This is a genomic window from Enterococcus sp. 12F9_DIV0723, assembly GCF_002174375.1.
Classification (GTDB): domain Bacteria; phylum Bacillota; class Bacilli; order Lactobacillales; family Enterococcaceae; genus Enterococcus_A; species Enterococcus_A gilvus.
In genome coordinates this window covers 188,003-205,914 of record NZ_NIBK01000001.1, presented here as the reverse complement: position 1 = coordinate 205,914, position 17,912 = coordinate 188,003, and the positions used below count along the sequence as shown (strand labels likewise).

The following is a 17,912-nucleotide window of genomic DNA, read 5'->3' as shown; positions in this document are numbered from 1 at the left end:
TTAGAAAATTCGTATATTAAGTGAATCGACACTCTTGTGTCAAAGGTTTCTCATACACAGCGTTATGACCTGGTAGAGAAAGTTGAATTCAGACTTTTTTTGGACAGTTGTGTATTCGACTGTCTTTTTGCGTTTTCGCAAAGCCATTGTGCTGAGAATAACCTATCACTTAAATAAAATCTGTCTGAACAACCACAGACAGTCACATTTTAAGGAGGAATTTGGTTATGGCAGTATCATTGAAAGTAGAAGAAAGAGCAACTCGTCCCCGTTCCCTACGCAACAAATTGCGTCACGAAGGAAAAATCCCAGCAGTCGTCAACGGATACAAAGTAGAAAGCACAACGATCTCAATCGACGAACGTGAATTTTCTAAATTATTGCGTGAAAATGGCGCAAACACTGTATTTGCAATTGAACTTGGCGGAAAAAAGGTTAATACCTTATTACGTGAAACGCAAGTAGACACCTTTACACATGATTTAACACACGTTGAATTATTATCCGTAAACTTAACAGAAGAAACAGAAGCTGAAACAGAAGTAACACTTGTTGGTGAAGCTGCTGGTGTGAAAGCAGGCGGCGTTTTAACACAAACACTTTATACAGCTACTGTATCTGCAACACCAGAAAAATTACCAGAAGGCATCGAAGTAGATATCTCTGGATTAGAAATCGGTCAATCGATTTCAGTAGGTGACCTACCTAAAAATGCGGACTACACCATCGTAACAGATGCAGAAGAACAAATCGCAGCGATCCAAGAAGCCCAAGAACTTCCTGAAGAAGAAGAAGTTGCTGAAGGCGCTGAACCAGAAGTTATTGGTGAATCAACAGAAGAATAATCCATTAACTGGGTGTGCCGATGGTTTATCGACACGCCTTTTTTTAACGACTTCTCCCCTTTTTAAATGAGGATGGTTTGTTTTTCAGATAAATGATACTTTTACTTTTTCTTATACATCAAGCACTATGAGTGGTTTTTTTCTCTAAAAAGAATTACAATAAGTCACTACAAAGCTTATTTGTACTTTAAGTAAGTGATTCCAACTAAAGGAGGAAAATCTATGTTTGAAACATTTGATTCTAAAAAAAGTCGTTACGCCTCTGTCGGTGTGGTGTCCAGCTTGCCAGGCGAGCTGATTGATAGTATCTGGTATATCATTGACTTAGATTTAAAGGGATTAATTCCATTAGACAATATCTTAAGTTTCGATCTTCTTAACAATGAGGGGCGTGTCACGATGTACTTCTCACAAGAAGGCAGTGAAGTTGAGATGGGGATCGACTTACCGTTTGGCTATTCATCGGACTTTCCACAAGAAGTCTATGCATATGATGACGGAAGCCGTCAAACGATTTTATTACCAAATGAAATTCGTCAACGTTAAATTAGTAGGCAGCCTTTCTTAAGGGTTGCCTTTTTTTCTTAACTTTTTACGCGAGACCCTTGCTTTCAGAAAATTTTGTGGTAATATCAATCAGAAAATTTTATTAGAAAGCGGGAAAAAGATGAAAGAGTTGACTCATGGAAATCCGGCAAAGCTGATTATTTTATTCGCCTTGCCTTTGTTTGTAGGAAATGTATTTCAGCAATTTTACAGTATGGTAGATATGGTCGTCGTTGGTCAAACATTGGGAAAAGATGCTTTGGCTGCTGTGGGTGCCACTAGCAGCGTCAGTTTTTTAATCATCGGTTTTGCTCAAGGTCTAACTGCAGGATTGTCGATTATCACAGCGCAACGCTTTGGTGCCAAGGACGCACAAGGCGTGCGTAAAAGTTTTGCTATGTCGATCCTTATCAGCCTGGGTGTGAGTGTTGTATTAACCGTTTTGAGCTTAGTGTTTTTACGTCCTTTACTACTTTTAATGCAAACACCTCCTGAGCTTCTCGACCAAGCGCAAGAATTCATTTCCGTTATTTTAGGTGGGATCTTTGCTTCCATGGCCTTCAACCTTTTATCCAATATGGTGCGGGCATTAGGGGATAGTCGAACACCGCTTTTCTTTTTAGCGTTTGCGGTGGTCATCAATGTGGTATTGGACCTGGTTTTCATCATCTACTTCCACATGGGCGTTGCAGGTGCCGGATTTGCTACAGTCATCGCGCAAATCTCAGCTAGTTTGATGTGTATTTGGTTTATTCGCAGAAAGATTCCCATGCTGCAAGTAAATCGAAAAAGTTTTACTTTTGATAAAGAAGAATTGCGTGTTCATTTGAATGCTGCGCTGCCTATGGGCTTCCAATCATCGATTATCGCGATCGGAGCGGTCATCTTACAATCCGCATTGAATACATTGGGAACAGATGTCGTGGCTGCTCAAACAACGGCTGCCCGGATTGATCAATTTGCTATCTTGCCTATGATGTCTTTTGGAATCACCATGGCGACATTTACTGCTCAAAATCTTGGAGCGAAAGAATATGGCCGAATTTTAAAAGGTGTCAAACAATGTTTGATCATGAGTGGTGCCTTTAGTCTCTTTGCAGGCCTCTTGGTTATCACTTGCGGAAAATATTTTGTCGCATTATTTGTTAATCCTAGTGAAACCCGTGTCTTTGAACTGGCGCAAACCTATTTTAATATCAACGGCGCTCTCTATTGGGTATTAGCGATCTTATTTATTTTACGCTATACCTTGCAAGGGTTAGGACAAGCGAAAATCCCGACATTCGCCGGGATCATGGAGCTCGTTATGCGCTCCTTTGCCGCGGTGATTTTGACCCATTCCTTTGGTTTCGCAGGTGCTGCATTTGCTTCACCGCTTGCCTGGATCGGTTCAACCGCCGTTCTATTGACTTCTTATTTTAAAGCAATGCGCAATCTAAAAAAATTGGATCAAGAATACCACCAAGAACCGTTGCAACCACAAATAAAGAGTGAGGCGTAAGCCTCACTCTTTTGCTAGTTGCTGGTACACAGCCGTCATATTCCGCACAAATTCTGGTGTGAATTCTTTGGTTGCTTGAATGATCTGACCGCACCTTGAAAAATACATATGGAAATAAATATGTGACTCATCTTCCAAGATCCGAGCCACTGCCGAAGCATAATTTACTAGCAAGAGATTTTTGTTCTCCCCATCGCCTGCTCCAAACATGTTCATAAAATCCAATCCGCATTCCACATAATATAATTCCACGTCAATCAATGCACGCTGGTTTTGACACCTTTTACGAAACAACCGCAGCAGCTCTTTTGCATTCGCCAAAGAAAGATCAATTTTTTCGTGGGGAAAAAACGCTTGATCCAGCTTCTGTTTCATCTCCTGTGCGATACGCACCCCATAATCATCCCCTAAAAAACGAGAATCGATCATCTGTTGCGAAACCTCCGAATGCTTATACAACTGGCAGATCAATTCTCTAAGCTGCTCCTCATCGGTGTTTACCAGTTTTTCACGCAAACCTGAAATCGTCATTTCCATCTCGCAACCCTCGCCTTCACTCTTTTTTAACCTTAATTTAACGTAATTCAAATAAAAAGAAAAGAGCTTTTGGCAATTCTTTCCGCCAAAAGCTCTTGTTAAAAATTAATTTTTTGAAAAAACGAGCGCACTTTTTAACGTTTTCGTTCTTTCAACCACGTTTTTCTCGTTTCGCCGACAATCAGCGGCACCGTTTCATACGTGACCTCACTGTATTCAATTCCAAACCACCGTTCCGGTGTTACCGTGTGGCGCTTGATGGCTAAACGTGCTTGCATGACTTGACGATCCCACTTATCGATCCTCGTCATATTCGATAATTCTTCATTGATGATCACAAATCGGAAGTCCCCTACCTGACGGCCCGGAGTCAACGAATAATGCTGCGGCTGTTTAGGCAATCGTCCTTGCTTCATCAAATCATGAATGATCTGGCGCAAGTAAACATTGACGTCTTGTGCGATACGGAAGCCAAGGTAAAGTTTGACCTTCACAATAAAGTCAGTCCCCATCATATCCACACTATACTCTTCTGTATAAGGTTCATCGGTTACTTCAACATTTACAAACCAATAAACTTTCGCCCGTTTTAAGCGTTTGTCCAAAATAGAATAGATAAATTGCTGCGGTATCGTGTCCCCTTCCAAACGCGGAACCAAAAATACTACGTTGGTTTGGTAATAAGGAATCTTATCATCGTCATGAAGTTCTTGTAATTGCGGCAAATAATCTTTAAATTGAACATCCTGACTGGCCTTTTCCTGCACGCGATTGCTGCAATACCAGATGTACATGACACTCAGGATCAATAAGGCCATCGCAACGGCGACAAACCCGCCATGGAAGAATTTCGTCACACTTGAGATGAAAAAGAAGCCTTCTAACGTTCCGAAAAATACGAGCATCAAACCTGCTAGAATTTTAGAGGTTCCATTTTGCAGCAGGTAATGGTACAGCAAGAAGGTCGTCATCAGCATCGTTACCGTAATCGACAGTCCATAAGCAGCTTCCATATGCGTCGATGTACGGAAGGTCAACACGATCACCGAGCAGGCACCCCATAGAATCATATTAACGGCCGGAATATACATCTGACCAATGCTTTTACCAGGATAGATGATCCGCATTCTTGGCAACAGCTTCAATTTGATAGCTTCTGAAACAAGAGTAAAGGACCCCGAGATCAAGGCCTGTGAAGCAATGACCGCGGCAATCGTCGCGAAAACGACCCCAAAGATCATCCAGCCATCTGGTAAAATTTGAAAGAATGGATTCAAGTTATCAATGGCTTCAATTGAAGCATTCCCTTTTGCGTGCAAGATCCACGCGGCTTGCCCTGCATAATTCAGCATCAAGCAAAGCAGTACATACGGCCAACTGAAATGAATATTTTTCTTCCCTACATGCCCCATATCCGAATACAACGCTTCCGCACCCGTTGTTGCTAGAAAGATGCTCCCTAAAATAAAAATCCCCATCTTATTGTCTGGATTAAACAATAAGTGAACGGCATAATACGGGTTCAATGCTTTGACGACACTAAAATCATAAGGAATATTCAACAGACCCATCAGCCCTAAAAATGTGAACCATAAAAACATGATCGGACCAAAAGCTTTTCCGACAAAATCTGTACCAAAACGCTGGATCAAAAATAGAAAAAGTAAAATGATCAGTGTGATGATGACAATGACGTTTTGATTGTTGCCAAATTTTTGATAAAAATCAGGGATGCCTCGCAATCCTTCAATCGCCGTGGTGACAGTTACCGCGGGTGTCAGTACCCCATCGGCCAACAATGCTGCGCCACCGATCATGGCAGGAATGATCAAATATTTTCCACCCTTACGAACCAAGGTGTATAGAGAAAAAATTCCCCCTTCACCATGATTATCTGCTCGTAATGCGATCAGCACATATTTGACGGTCGTCAAGAGCATCACAGTCCAAAAAACCAATGAGACTGTTCCCAAAACGAAATCCTGTGTCACTGTGCTCAATCCGCCATTTTCTTCTAAGATCGCCTTCATGACATACAACGGACTCGTTCCGATGTCGCCGTACACGACACCTAGCGCAATCAGCAATCCTCCTGCCGAAAGCTTTTTCATATGATCTTTCTTTTTCTCCATTTTACACGCTCCTGTTATCGCCGTTCGCTGAATCGGTAGTGAGTTCTATTTAAAAAGTTTTAGGAAGTTTCACGATGCTGATGATAGCGCCGTACTTTTTTATTCATGACACCTTGGATCGATTTTACTAATTGCATCGATATTTTGATACACACTCGCAGCTAATTCGTTTTAAATGAATGCACTTTTTCAAAAACCAAAAAGTGAATCAAATTCTCATTACGCATATCATTATGCTAAACAGCACAAACGATTATTTTCTATTTAAACCAAAATAAGCTTGATTGTTACATACTGCAAAAAGCATAACTGACCGCTAACTCAGTTCCAATGAATCCATTTTTCCAAAATCGGGAAAAATGCTTTTATTTTCGTACGCATACGATTCCACTAACCAGCTAAAGCAGGGAGTGGAATTCGCAAAAAAGACCTAAACAACAGTTTCCACTATTGTTTAGGTCTTGCAAATTACCTTTTAGACCAGCGCGCTTTGCACTAGTTGTTGATCTAAAAGCATAGAGAGGACTCTATGTTGCTACTCCCCTAAAACTTATCCATATTATCCAAGTTTCAGAAAGAAAAGTCAAAGACTAACCGAAGGATCGGTTATTTTTCTTCTTTTTTGCTCTCTTCTTCTTTCAACAAGGCTTTACGAGACGCATTCACGCGTCCTTGGCGATCAATTTCTGTTACTTTCACTAATACTTCGTCGCCTAATTTCACGACATCTTCTACTTTATTTACACGTTCATTCGCAAGTTGAGAAATGTGGACCAACGCATCCTTGCCTTTGATCAAGTTCACGAAGGCACCAAATTTTTCGATACGAACGACTTTACCTAAGTAAACTTCGCCGACCTTGACTTCTTTGGTCAATTCTTCAATGATCTTGATTGCTTTTTGGATCATCTCTGCATCAGAAGAAGCGATGCTGACATTTCCATCTTGATCGATATCGATCTTCACGCCAGTTTCTTCAATGATACCGTTGATCGTGTCGCCGCCTTTACCGATGACTGTTTTGATCTTATCTGGGTCGATTTGGATCATTTCGATCTTCGGAGCATATGGGCTCAACTCTTTGCGCGGTTCAGCGATTGTATCTGTTAAGACTTCCAGAATTTCCATTCGTGCTTTTTTCGCTTGTGTCAACGCTTCAGAAAGGATTTGTTCTGTGATCCCTTGGATTTTGATGTCCATTTGCAAAGCAGTGATTCCGTCTTTTGTTCCAGCAACTTTAAAGTCCATGTCGCCAAGATGATCTTCTAATCCTTGGATATCTGTCAAGATCGTGTAGTTTTCACCATCAGAGACCAAGCCCATAGCGATCCCGGCAACCGGCGCTTTGATTGGCACACCTGCATCCATCAATGCCAATGTTCCAGCACAGATACTTGCTTGAGAAGACGAACCGTTTGATTCCAATACTTCCGCAACTAAACGGATAGTGTAAGGGAAATCTTCTTCACTAGGAATGATTTGCGCCAATGCACGTTCACCTAATGCACCATGTCCGATTTCACGACGACCTGGTGAGCCAGCACGCCCTGTTGAACCAACAGAGAATTGCGGGAAATTATAGTGATGGATGAATCGTTTGCTTTCAACGGTTCCTAATCCATCAATGATTTGATGTTCTCCTAAAGGAGCCAACGTACAAGCAGATAATGCTTGCGTTTGTCCCCGTGTAAATAGACCTGAACCATGTACGCGCGGCAAGATGCTTGTTTCTGCATCTAACGGACGGATTTCGTCTAATTTACGACCATCCGGACGAATCTTATCGATCGTGATCAATTCACGGACAACATCTTTTTCAAGGTCTTCTGCGATTTGTTTCACTTCTTTTGTGATTTGAACCAAATCTTCTGTTTCAACATTCGCAAATCTTTCCGCGTAGACTTCTTTGACTGTTTCTTTTACTTTTTCAATTTCGTCTTCACGTGCCAATTTGTCCATTGTCATTACAGCCGTCTTCATGGTTTCGTAATAGCTGTCAAAAATTTCTTTTTTCAATTCAGGGTTCACTTGTAATAAAGAAATTTCCATTTTTTCTTTGCCGACAGCAGCAACGATTTCAGATTGGAAAGCGACCATTTCTTTGATTGCGTCAAAACCGAACAACAACGCACCTAGCATATCTTCTTCGGAAACTTCTTTTGCACCGGATTCTACCATGTTGATGGCTTGTTTTGTTCCAGCAACAGTCAAATCGATATCTGATGCGGCGTGTTGTTCCGTCGTAGGATTCAACACATACTCCCCGTTTACGCGGCCAACATCAACACCTGCGATTGGGCCTTCAAAAGGAATATCTGAAATAGCTAATGCCAATGAAGAACCAAACATTGCAGCCATCGCTGGTGAGCAATCTTGTTCCACACTCATTACAACGTTTGTTACTTGCACTTCATTACGGAAGCCATCAGCAAACATTGGGCGAATCGGACGGTCGATCAAACGAGCAGTCAACGTCGCATCTGTACTTGGACGTCCTTCACGCTTGATGAAGCCTCCAGGAATTTTACCCACGGCATACATTTTTTCTTCGTAATTGATCGTTAATGGGAAAAAGTCGAAATCTCTCGCTTCTTTTGATGCAACAGCTGCACTTAACACAACGGTATCGCCATAGCGAACTAACACTGCGCCATTGGCTTGTTTGGCAAGCTGACCGATTTCAACTTGCAGAGGGCGCCCGCCCCAAGTGGTTTTAAAAACTTGCTTTTCTGTCATAACTTCTCCTTTTTCCTTTGACCAGTGCGACGCTACTAAACAAATGGAAACAGCGAAAACCTTCGCTTCTTGCATTTGGTTAGTAGAGTGACAACACGCCAATCAAAGGGGTTTATTTTTACCGAGAGAACCTCGGTGTTCGATTAATTTAGTCCCCTTCGCAAATACATTAAATAAGAGACGAATGTTTCTACATGTATACTAGAATTTAACAGCTAGCTCATTTTAAGTGAAATCATTTTTTCTATAAACCAGAAAAATGAACTGATTTTCGTACGCATAACATTAGGCTGAAACTGCCTGTTCAATACAACGCATAAAATCTATTACTAGAACGCATACTTACACTATTGCGAAAAGCCTAACTGTAAAAAAAGTGAGATTCCTAGGAACCTCACTCTTAAATAGTAGTACGAATTAACGACGTAGTCCTAGACGTTGGATTAATTCACGGTAACGTTGTACTTCATTCTTACGTAAGTAAGCTAACAAGTTACGACGATGACCAACTTTTTTCATTAGACCGCGGTATGAATGGTGGTCTTTTTTGTGGACACGTGCATGCTCATTTAGTTGATTGATTTCTTCCGTTAATACAGCGATTTGTACTTCTGGAGAACCAGTATCTCCTTCATGGCGAGCATATTCATTGATGATTTCGTTTTTACGTTCTTTTGATAATGCCATGGTTTTCACCTCTTCCTATTTTCTTCCTACGACTGAGTAGAGCGTTGGTGAATCGCCCAACCAAGTGATAGGTGGTGCGCTTTGCACACTCTAACACTTTACTTGATTTGCTCTAAAAAATCAAGCTGTATAGCAATTTAAGGCTGTCTTTTGTAATCATTACAATTTTTTTAAAGAACCGTCGTCTCAAAAACAGTTTTTTTACCTTACTTACTTTTTGTGTTAAACTAACGTGATGAAAGACAGCTTTGAGAGGAGATTTTTTAATGATCACAATGGATGATATTATTCGGGAAGGCCATCCGACCTTAAGAGATGTTGCGAAAGAGGTCCCGATTCCTCCAACTGCTGAAGACGTGGCCCTTGGAAAAGAAATGCTTCAATTTCTTAAAAACAGTCAAGATCCCGTGAAAGCAGAAGAATTACACTTACGTGGCGGTGTCGGTTTAGCGGCTCCCCAATTAGATAGTTCAAAACGGATCATCGCGGTCCATGTACCAAGTGTTGACCCAGAAAAACCGGAGAACGGTATTAGTACGGTGATGTACAATCCAAAAGTTTTAAGCCACTCTGTACAGGAAGCTTGCTTAGGCGAAGGCGAGGGCTGCTTATCTGTTGATCGTGAAGTTCCCGGCTATGTCGTTCGGGCGGCACGCATCACCGTTTCTTATTATGATGCTGAGGGTGAAAAACACAAGATTCGCTTGAAAAATTACAATGCGATCGTCGTCCAGCATGAGATCGACCATATCAACGGCATCATGTTCTACGACCATATAGACGAAAAGAACCCGCTGCAATTGAAAGACGGCGTTTTAGTCATCGAATAAGCAAAAACACCATTCACTACGAATGGTGTTTTTCTTCATATAAGATCCCTTTTTCTGAGAGCGCCTGTTTGATCTCTGCCAAATCATCCAGTGTCTCATAGGCGATCGTGTGGAGGTGAATGCCGCCTGTCAGCTCCGACAAAAGTGTCGCCCGCAGCCCACTGGTTTCCTTGATAAAGCTATCAACGTCTTGCTGCGTCATCAAATGCAGTCCGCCGACTAATTCGCCATACAACGGATGCTCCACTACAACATCAATGACTTCTCCGCCTTTTTCGATTATTGTGCGCAATTCTTCTTCTGTTTGCTCCGGTCCGTGTTGAACAGCAATTTTACTGATCAATTTTTCTGACTCGCGTTCCAATAGGTAGCCTCGTGCAGTGGCAATGATCGTTTCACCTGCTGCTCGTAGCAACGCCACATCCCCCACTACGATTTGACGGCTCACGCCGAATTCCTTTGCAAAACGAGTCGCACTGATCGGTTTATCCGCTTGCTGCAACGCTTCTAAAATCTCGGCTTTGCGTTTATCGCCATCGACCATGTTACTCCAACCGCCCTTCTTGATAGTTACGCGACTGCTTCATGATATCCTTGAATGTCTCAACGATCGTTTCGCGATAATTTTCGTCCTTCACTAAAGCAGCAACGTTCTCTAACACGTTTTCTTCACGGCTCGTATCTAAAACGGCCTTTTTTGTTTGCGCCTTGTACGCGATTACTTCGCTGACAGCGGACAGTCGTTTTTCTAAGAGACCAACGATTTCCTGATCGATCGTATCTATTTTTTCTCGGGCTTGCACCAATTCGTTCTTTTCATTTTCTTCTTCGATCGTCTTTAGGATACGTGCAGGATTTCCACCAACCACGACATTATCTGGAAAAGATTTTGTCACCACTGCCCCCGCGGCCACTACGACATTGTCCCCCAACGTTACCCCAGGAACCACCACACACGAACCGCCGATCCAAACATTGTCGCCGATCGTGATCGGCTTGCCGAATTCTTGCCCGCTATTGCGCTTTCCTGGTTCTAACGGATGGCTAGCCGTATACAATTGAACATTGGGTCCGAACATACAATTGTCGCCAATCGTAATTGGACAAATGTCTAAAAAAACATTGTGGAAATTACAATAGAAGTTCTCCCCAACAAAAATATTGTAGCCATAATCGAAGGAAATGGTTGGTTCAATGTAGACGCGCTTTTTGGTTCCCCCAAAAGCAGATTTTACATACATTTCTCGTTTTTTCTTGTCTGTTTCTTGGTTGATCGCTCGTAATTTGACCCGTGCATCTTTTCGATCGGCTGCTAATTCAGGATCACCTGCAAAATATAATTTACCGGCGATCATCTTTTCTTTTTCTGTTAACTCCACACATCTTCCTCCTCGTAGATAAAAACTGGTTTCACCCAATGAATGTATTATAGCTTTTCAAATACCTCCACTCCATTCGCCTGTACAAACGTATAGGCACCGGCTAACTGGATCGGCGTTTGATTGATGACCATGACTTGCGCATCTCTGCGTTTTTCATAAATTAAATCACAAAACGGATGAACTTGAAAGCTCGTCCCGACGATTACCACAAGTTCCGCATTTTTGACTGCTGAAACGGCTTGTTGAATGACGCCTTCTTCAAATCCCTCACCATACAACACGATATCAGGACGAATTTGACCGCCGCACTCCTTGTGACGATCGCTTTGCAGATAGTCTGATACGGGTACTGATTTTCCGCACTTCCGACAATAGCACTCGTACAGCGACCCGTGGAAATTAACGAGTTTTTCGCTGCCAGCCGCCGCATGCAACCCATCGATATTTTGGGAGACGACCCAAATGTCTTTTGTCTTCTCCATCACTGCCATGGCTTGATGAATGACATTAGGCCGCGCCTCTTCATGGTATAAGTGTTTGACAAATTGATAAAATTTTTCTGGTTCACGTACCAGGCATTCGTTGCTTAATAAATACTCTGGTGCCTCCAGTCCGTGGTACACGCCTTGGAGCGAGCGGTAATCTGGGACTCCTGATGGCGTGGAAACACCTGCTCCAGTTAGAAAGGTCATTTTTTTATGCTGCTGGAGCATCTCTGCAGCCAGATCAACTGTGATTTCCATTTCTATCACCTCAAGAATCAGTATAGTATAAATGGCGCGTAAAATAAAAAGTCTCACTTCTTTTATAGAAGAAAGGAAGAATTCTTCGTATCATCGAAGAGCTTTTTTGCTCCTTTGAAATAAAAAGACTGAAATTTCTTAAAGGATGTATCTTCGTATTCTTTTTTTGTCTTTTTAAACAATCAAAACGTTTCAGATTAAAAATTTCAAACAATTTTTTTGTTCGTTTCAAAGGATTCCCATTGACTTTTTCATTTATAGGCTTTAGACTGTGAAACATAATAACTGAATACGAGATGCCTCAGAACAATGAGGTAGAGGTCGCGAACCTTATTAACCCTATGGAGTGCAGAGACACGTGGAAATAGGTCTAGGAAGTTTCGCCGAAATGTACAAAATTCTCTTTGTTTTGTATGTTGGGACGCAAGCAAATAACTTGCGGACTGTCTTAGCAGTGATGCTAAGTTGCGCTATGTTTTTGTGAGAGGGAACACCATCTTCTTATTATCTACAAGCGGCCTTATACACAAATCGGCGGCTTTTTTTGTTGTAGATTTTCAAAGACAGCCCTACCCAATCTCGTGAGTTCAAGAAAGGGAGAAACTATGAATAGAAGAAAATTTTCAGTTATCGCACTTATCGCATTATTCATTTCTTTTTTAGGAGCGCCGTTGATTACACACGCGGATGACAAAACACCTGAAGGAGAGTTACGGGTCGGCATGGAAGCCGGCTATGCACCGTTCAACTGGACGCAAAAGGATGATCGGAATGGCGCCGTTCAGATCCAAGGAGATCGAGCTTACGCTGGCGGTTACGATGTCCAAATGGCGAAAAAAATTGCGGACAAAATGAACCGTAAGCTGGTCGTCGTCAAAACCGAATGGGACGGCTTATTGCCCGCTCTTCAATCCGGCAAGATCGACGCGATCATCGCCGGGATGTCTCCAACAGCGGAACGCCGGAAGGAAGTCGACTTTTCCGATCCTTATTACGAATCACAATTGGTTATCGTTACACGGAAAGATACAAAATATGCCAAAGCGACAAACATCAAAGATTTTGCGGGGGCAAAGATCACCGCACAGTTAAGTACATTCCATTATGACGTTATTCCTCAGATCCCTGACGTGAACAAACAGGAAGCCATGGACAATTTCCCAGCAATGCGTGTTGCTTTGGAATCGGGAACGATCGATGGCTACGTCAGTGAACGACCAGAAGGTGTGACGGCGGAAAGTGTCAATCCTGACCTTAAAATGGTGGAATTTGACAAAGCAAACGGGTTCCAAACCAACCCTGAAGATGTTCAGGTGTCGGTCGGCATGCGTAAAGGCGACGCTAATATGGCCCAGGTCAATCAGATCTTGTCCGGCATCTCTCAAGACGAACGGGTGAAGGTCATGGACCAAGCCATCAAAGATCAGCCAGCGACGGATGAAACGCAAAACGCTTCTGGTAAAAAAGAAAATGTCTTCGTTCGTATCTTGAAACAAAACGGTTCGATGTTTTTACGAGGAACAGGAATGACCTTACTGCTTGCTATTGTGGGAACAACGGTTGGGACTTTGATCGGTTTATTGATCGGTGTCTTTCGGACGATCCCTGAATCAGACAATTCTGCAAAACGCGGCCTGCAAAAAGTGTTTGGCTGGTTATTGAATGCCTACATTGAAATTTTCCGCGGCACACCGATGATCGTACAATCTGCCGTTATCTATTACGGGATCGCGATGGCTTTCGGGATCGACTTGAATCGAACGGCTGCTGCATTGTTTATTGTTTCTATTAATACGGGGGCCTATATGTCTGAGATCGTCCGCGGCGGGATCTTCGCAGTCGATAAAGGACAGTTCGAAGCGGCTCATGCGATCGGGATGACCCATGGTCAAACGATGCGTAAAGTGGTCTTGCCGCAAGTGTTACGAAACATTCTGCCAGCAACGGGGAATGAATTGGTTATCAATATTAAAGATACCTCTGTATTGAGTATCATCTCTGTTTCTGAATTGTTCTTCCAAGGAAAATCCGCGGCTGGAACGAACTATATGTTCTTCCAAACGTATTTCATCATCTGTGTGATCTACTTTGTCTTGACCTTCACTGCCACTCGTCTCTTACGTGTCGTTGAGAAGAAAATGGACGGTCCTTCAGCCTATGTTCGTATTGAAGAGGTTGATGTAGCTGTCGGAGAAGATAAATAATTCCAGATAGATTAAGGAGGCCCGATAGACCATTTTGCTTCTCGCTTTAGCAGAATGGTATACGGCATGAGCATCGAACGTATTTAAAAAAATGCGTTCAGCAATAAGAATAAGGAGGAGCAGACATGAGCAGTATTATTGAAATCGAACATTTGAAGAAAAGCTTCGGCGATAACCTCGTCTTAAAAGATATCAGTATGAACGTCAACAAAGGAGAAGTGGTAACGATCATCGGTGCCTCTGGTTCCGGTAAATCTACCTTTCTACGTTGTATCAACTTACTTGAAACACCAACAGACGGCAAAATCTTATACCAAGGGGACAATGTTCTAGCCCCTGGTTACAACCTGCCGAAATATCGGACGCATTTGGGAATGGTTTTCCAATCCTTTAACCTTTTCAACAATATGAACGTGCTGCAAAATTGCATGAGCGGTCAGGTGACCGTCTTAGGACGAAAAGAAGAGGAAGCCAAAAAAGTGGCGTTGGAAAACTTGGAGAAAGTGGGGATGGCACGTTTCGTTGATGCGAAACCGGCACAGCTTTCTGGGGGTCAGAAACAGCGGGTCGCAATTGCCCGTGCCCTTTCAATGAACCCGGAAGTGATGTTGTTTGACGAACCGACCTCCGCGCTAGATCCTGAAATGGTCGGCGATGTCCTGCATATTATGAAGAAATTGGCAGAGAGCGGCTTGACGATGGTCATCGTAACCCATGAAATGGCCTTCGCAAAAGAAGTGTCGGATCGCGTTATCTTCATGGACCAAGGCGTCATTGCTGAACAAGGAACCCCTGAAGACATCTTTGTCCATCCGAAAGAAGCACGGACCAAAGAATTCTTACACCGTGTGTTGCATCCAGAACCGTAAAAAGCCTTTTGGGTTGGTGCAAAACCAACAAATACACGTAAAAATCGCGACAGAAGTTACGCACTTCTGCCGCGATTTTTTTTGCCGAAAACTTTGTGGTAATATTCGTCGGCTTTCCGATATGAAACGATCCAAATCCCTGAAACTAAGAAACGTCCAAAGATCCCGATCGGCGGATAAACAAACACACCTGCCAAAACTGCTAAATTGATCAGCATAGATAATCTGCTGCGGCGATCCCGTGTCAAAACTTTCACAACATGACTCTCTGGGTCATTGGCGGTAATGACTTTTTTTGATAACACCCCGTAAGAAAAACTCCACATCGTGTAGACCATGACATAAGAAACCTCTGGCCAAAATTCTCCAGGATTGCGTCCTACCCAGCTCGTGACGGCCGGACATAACGTTAGCCAAAATAACCAAAAAATATTTGCCCAGATAACCTTATAATTGATCTTTTCCGCCATCTGCATCATGCGATGATGGTTCACCCAGATAACTGCCACGAAAATAAAACTCACCGTATAGGCGAAAAGTGTGTTGGTTATGCTCAGCAATGAAGCGAGTGTTGGCGCGTCTGGTATCTGAATATCCAACACGAGGACTGTCAAAACGATCGCAACCACGCCATCGGTAAATGCTTCTAAACGCGACTTTGTCATTTTTTCACCTTCTTTCTTAGAATAGCATGAAAAATGATTTTCCCTATATAATTTTACTCACTTTTTACCGGTTAATAACTGACAGGTTTATGTAAATAAAGTACAATATAAAAGAAATATGCTTAAAAAAATTCAGATTAATCGCCTAATTTAATAAAGGAGGAAAACAGATGTTATATGAGGAACTTATGTTTGATGCGTCGCTCCTCTTACGTTTTAATATTTTTAAATATTTAAATCAGTCCACCAAGCAAGTGTTAGCAATCAGTCAATTGTCAGAAGATTTAGATTTAAACTACCAGCAAAGTGTGATTGAATTAAATGAAATAGATCAAGAATTGGCGGAGATTCGGCCCAACCATGAAACGATCATGATGCGCGCCGGCAAAGTGAATTTAGAAAACTTAAATGCTACGATCGATGAGTATCGTTACCACTTGTTGCAACAGGCCGTCCCATTCCAGTTTATCTTATACTTCTTGAATGAAGAAAATCCAACAATTGAACAATTTTGTGAAAAATATTTTGTGAGCCGCTCCACCGTTTCCCGGAAGATCGACAAACTTAAAAAACACTTGAAACGCTTCAATATTCGCTTTACATACACAGAAGCCGGCATGTCCGGTGATGAACGCTTGATTCGTTTAGCGTTATTCGACCTTTTATGGCTTGGAACTCGCGGAATTGAATGCCCGTTAGATGTTGACCAGCATCAATTGGCGAAGATCATGGATACGTACAAGGATTATTTCCCTCTGTCACGCACGTATTTCGGCAATCAGGAGATCAAGCTATTCACCAGCATCAACATGATCCGCGTCAGCAATAAAAAGTTCGTCAAATACGATCCTCGCTATAATTTCTTGATGAAGGACAATCCTTACTATGATTTTACGTCCTTACGAGAATTAGTAGATGTTCCCATGACGACCCGTCAATTGAAAGGTGAATCCAGTTTTATTTATTTCTTGGCGCACTACTCACCCTTCTATACGATTCGAGACGATCAAAGCATGAAACAGACGATCCATGACTTCGATGCTCGTCCAAATCCGGTCAATGATTTTGTTATGGAGTTCTGTACCTTTGCCAAAAAGGCATTGTTCCCAGATCGTCCGGAAATTATGGATGACCCTTTGGTTGTGGCAAATATGCTGAACATCACGTTCGGCTACTTTATTTTCCGTCAGCCGTTTCCTAGCATTATTGAATTGGTGCTGGACCCAGAAGCGAAGCAAACACGAGGCGAATACATTTTATTCCAAAACATCCAAAATTTCATGCAATTAGCTAAAGAGAATCCTTCTTACAGCTTTATCAGTTCGATCCATCCAATGATCACACGTGCCTTCAAGCGCTTGTTATTGCCTTACTTTAATCAGTTTCCTTATGCGCATAATTTGAAAGTAGGGATCGCGTTAGAGCATAATGCAATTTTCGTTCGCGACTTGTACCGTTTCTTGGAAGATCTGCGCTTCATTGATGCCGAGCCTTACGACGTGTCCTTGAAAGACGATTATGATCTGATCATCAGTTCTTCTTCCTTATTGAAAAAGGAAAAACCAAATATTCAATTGTACCAACTGGATTTCCCTTATACTAAGAATGAACTTGTCCCACTTTATTTAGAGCTGCGAAATATTTACGACAAAAAGAACCGAGTATACGAATAAGCTCGTGTCATTCTCAAGCCGAAAAGGAGCGCTTTCTAGGAAGCCCACCTCCTTTTCGGCTTTTTTGTCTTTTGAAGTGAGTGCTCCCTGCTAAAAAGCCTTCTTGTTTCAAAAGAAAAAGTAAGTACACTCTTGTTTATACTAGTTAGAAAGATTTATTTTCGCTAAAATTAATTGTTTCTCTAGTCTTTTATCACATTTTATTCATAACTACTTGCTAATATATAAGCATACCAACAAACAACCCTAACACTTTTTCATTTTTTAACTCCTTTGCTCATCGGCCACCCACCGATGAGCTCTTTTTTTATAAAAATAAGATTAAAAATACTTGTCAAGTTAATTAATAACCATATTCTTTATAAAATTTTTAATTTTCAAACAATCCTCGTTCACACTTTTTTCACATCTCCTTGCTATTATATAAGTATACCAACAAACAACCCTAACACTTTTTCATTTTTTAACTCCTTTGCTCATCGGCCACCCACCGATGAGCTCTTTTTTTGTCTCTAAAATATGGCGGTGATTTCATGCGTTTCATTCGCATTTTCTCTGCTGG

15 protein-coding genes and 1 riboswitch are annotated in these 17,912 nt (G+C 42.0%); of the genes, 7 read left to right on the top strand and 8 right to left on the bottom strand.

From position 1 onward, the window contains the following. Positions 1-227 precede the first annotated feature (227 nt). From A5868_RS00990 to A5868_RS00980, 3 genes are all read left to right on the top strand, one after another. Positions 228-845, top strand: coding sequence for a 50S ribosomal protein L25/general stress protein Ctc (locus tag A5868_RS00990; protein WP_010782072.1), 618 nt, complete (start codon positions 228-230; stop codon positions 843-845). 222 nt (positions 846-1,067) lie between these two features. Then, on the top strand, positions 1,068-1,391 hold the full coding sequence (locus A5868_RS00985) for a DUF960 domain-containing protein (RefSeq protein WP_010782073.1): 324 nt from the start codon (positions 1,068-1,070) through the stop codon (positions 1,389-1,391). A 121-nt stretch (positions 1,392-1,512) separates the two neighbouring features. After that, a complete protein-coding gene (locus A5868_RS00980; RefSeq protein WP_086305892.1) occupies positions 1,513-2,892 on the top strand; it encodes an MATE family efflux transporter in 1,380 nt (459 codons plus the stop codon). A gap of 3 nt (positions 2,893-2,895) precedes the next feature. Here A5868_RS00980 and A5868_RS00975 read toward each other — a convergent pair whose 3' ends face one another. The 4 genes from A5868_RS00975 to rpsO form a co-directional block, all read right to left on the bottom strand. After that, positions 2,896-3,429 carry a hypothetical protein gene (locus tag A5868_RS00975; RefSeq protein ID WP_086305893.1) on the bottom strand — a complete coding sequence of 178 codons (534 nt, stop codon included), beginning with the start codon at positions 3,427-3,429 and terminating at the stop codon, positions 2,896-2,898. 134 nt (positions 3,430-3,563) lie between these two features. After that, complete coding sequence (locus A5868_RS00970) at positions 3,564-5,561, bottom strand: KUP/HAK/KT family potassium transporter (RefSeq protein WP_010782076.1); 1,998 nt, start codon at positions 5,559-5,561, stop codon at positions 3,564-3,566. 606 nt (positions 5,562-6,167) lie between these two features. Beyond that, positions 6,168-8,297, bottom strand: a complete 2,130-nt coding sequence (pnp, locus tag A5868_RS00965) for a polyribonucleotide nucleotidyltransferase (RefSeq protein ID WP_010782077.1) — start codon at positions 8,295-8,297, stop codon at positions 6,168-6,170. A 417-nt stretch (positions 8,298-8,714) separates the two neighbouring features. Next, complete coding sequence (gene rpsO / locus A5868_RS00960) at positions 8,715-8,984, bottom strand: 30S ribosomal protein S15 (protein ID WP_010747233.1); 270 nt, start codon at positions 8,982-8,984, stop codon at positions 8,715-8,717. 266 nt (positions 8,985-9,250) lie between these two features. On the opposite strand from rpsO, the gene def reads away from it, so the two are divergent. Continuing rightward, positions 9,251-9,814 carry a peptide deformylase gene (gene def / locus A5868_RS00955; RefSeq protein ID WP_010782078.1) on the top strand — a complete coding sequence of 188 codons (564 nt, stop codon included), beginning with the start codon at positions 9,251-9,253 and terminating at the stop codon, positions 9,812-9,814. Between the two features lie 16 nt (positions 9,815-9,830). Here def and A5868_RS00950 read toward each other — a convergent pair whose 3' ends face one another. From A5868_RS00950 to A5868_RS00940, 3 genes are read right to left on the bottom strand one after another with little or no spacing between them, the layout of a single operon-like run. Then, positions 9,831-10,358, bottom strand: a complete 528-nt coding sequence (locus A5868_RS00950) for a transcription repressor NadR (protein ID WP_086305894.1) — start codon at positions 10,356-10,358, stop codon at positions 9,831-9,833. Between the two features lies 1 nt (position 10,359). Next, on the bottom strand, positions 10,360-11,193 hold the full coding sequence (locus A5868_RS00945) for a chorismate mutase (protein WP_086305895.1): 834 nt from the start codon (positions 11,191-11,193) through the stop codon (positions 10,360-10,362). 47 nt (positions 11,194-11,240) lie between these two features. After that, positions 11,241-11,939 carry an NAD-dependent protein deacylase gene (locus A5868_RS00940; RefSeq protein ID WP_086305896.1) on the bottom strand — a complete coding sequence of 233 codons (699 nt, stop codon included), beginning with the start codon at positions 11,937-11,939 and terminating at the stop codon, positions 11,241-11,243. Between the two features lie 307 nt (positions 11,940-12,246). After that, a riboswitch (Lysine riboswitch) is annotated at positions 12,247-12,420 on the top strand. Positions 12,421-12,544: 124 nt separating this feature from the next. Here A5868_RS00940 and A5868_RS00935 point away from each other — a divergent pair. After that, positions 12,545-14,143: an ABC transporter permease subunit gene (locus tag A5868_RS00935; RefSeq protein ID WP_010782082.1), complete on the top strand. Its 1,599-nt coding sequence runs from the start codon at positions 12,545-12,547 to the stop codon at positions 14,141-14,143. A gap of 125 nt (positions 14,144-14,268) precedes the next feature. Then, the gene (locus A5868_RS00930) at positions 14,269-15,012 is read left to right on the top strand and encodes an amino acid ABC transporter ATP-binding protein (protein ID WP_010782083.1); all 744 of its coding nucleotides are present in this window, start codon (positions 14,269-14,271) and stop codon (positions 15,010-15,012) included. Positions 15,013-15,068: 56 nt separating this feature from the next. Here the strand turns inward: A5868_RS00930 and A5868_RS00925 are convergent, their stop codons facing one another. Beyond that, entirely contained in the window at positions 15,069-15,677 is a 609-nt protein-coding gene (locus A5868_RS00925; protein ID WP_086305897.1) for a TMEM175 family protein, read from the bottom strand. Positions 15,678-15,847: 170 nt separating this feature from the next. On the opposite strand from A5868_RS00925, the gene A5868_RS00920 reads away from it, so the two are divergent. Continuing rightward, on the top strand, positions 15,848-17,350 hold the full coding sequence (locus tag A5868_RS00920; RefSeq protein ID WP_010782085.1) for a helix-turn-helix domain-containing protein: 1,503 nt from the start codon (positions 15,848-15,850) through the stop codon (positions 17,348-17,350). Positions 17,351-17,912: the final 562 nt, after the last annotated feature.

Excerpts from the sequence above, each read along its gene's own strand:
- A5868_RS00930 (WP_010782083.1), top strand. The coding sequence starts at position 14,269 with ATGAGCAGTATTATTGAAATCGAACATTTGAAGAAAAGCTTCGGCGAT.
- A5868_RS00985 (WP_010782073.1), top strand. The coding sequence starts at position 1,068 with ATGTTTGAAACATTTGATTCTAAAAAAAGTCGTTACGCCTCTGTCGGT.
- pnp (WP_010782077.1), bottom strand. The coding sequence starts at position 8,297 with ATGACAGAAAAGCAAGTTTTTAAAACCACTTGGGGCGGGCGCCCTCTG.
- A5868_RS00940 (WP_086305896.1), bottom strand. The coding sequence starts at position 11,939 with ATGGAAATCACAGTTGATCTGGCTGCAGAGATGCTCCAGCAGCATAAA.
- A5868_RS00950 (WP_086305894.1), bottom strand. The coding sequence starts at position 10,358 with ATGGTCGATGGCGATAAACGCAAAGCCGAGATTTTAGAAGCGTTGCAG.
- A5868_RS00980 (WP_086305892.1), top strand. The coding sequence starts at position 1,513 with ATGAAAGAGTTGACTCATGGAAATCCGGCAAAGCTGATTATTTTATTC.
- A5868_RS00925 (WP_086305897.1), bottom strand. The coding sequence starts at position 15,677 with ATGACAAAGTCGCGTTTAGAAGCATTTACCGATGGCGTGGTTGCGATC.
- rpsO (WP_010747233.1), bottom strand. The coding sequence starts at position 8,984 with ATGGCATTATCAAAAGAACGTAAAAACGAAATCATCAATGAATATGCT.
- A5868_RS00920 (WP_010782085.1), top strand. The coding sequence starts at position 15,848 with ATGTTATATGAGGAACTTATGTTTGATGCGTCGCTCCTCTTACGTTTT.
- A5868_RS00975 (WP_086305893.1), bottom strand. The coding sequence starts at position 3,429 with ATGGAAATGACGATTTCAGGTTTGCGTGAAAAACTGGTAAACACCGAT.
- A5868_RS00970 (WP_010782076.1), bottom strand. The coding sequence starts at position 5,561 with ATGGAGAAAAAGAAAGATCATATGAAAAAGCTTTCGGCAGGAGGATTG.
- def (WP_010782078.1), top strand. The coding sequence starts at position 9,251 with ATGATCACAATGGATGATATTATTCGGGAAGGCCATCCGACCTTAAGA.
- A5868_RS00990 (WP_010782072.1), top strand. The coding sequence starts at position 228 with ATGGCAGTATCATTGAAAGTAGAAGAAAGAGCAACTCGTCCCCGTTCC.
- A5868_RS00935 (WP_010782082.1), top strand. The coding sequence starts at position 12,545 with ATGAATAGAAGAAAATTTTCAGTTATCGCACTTATCGCATTATTCATT.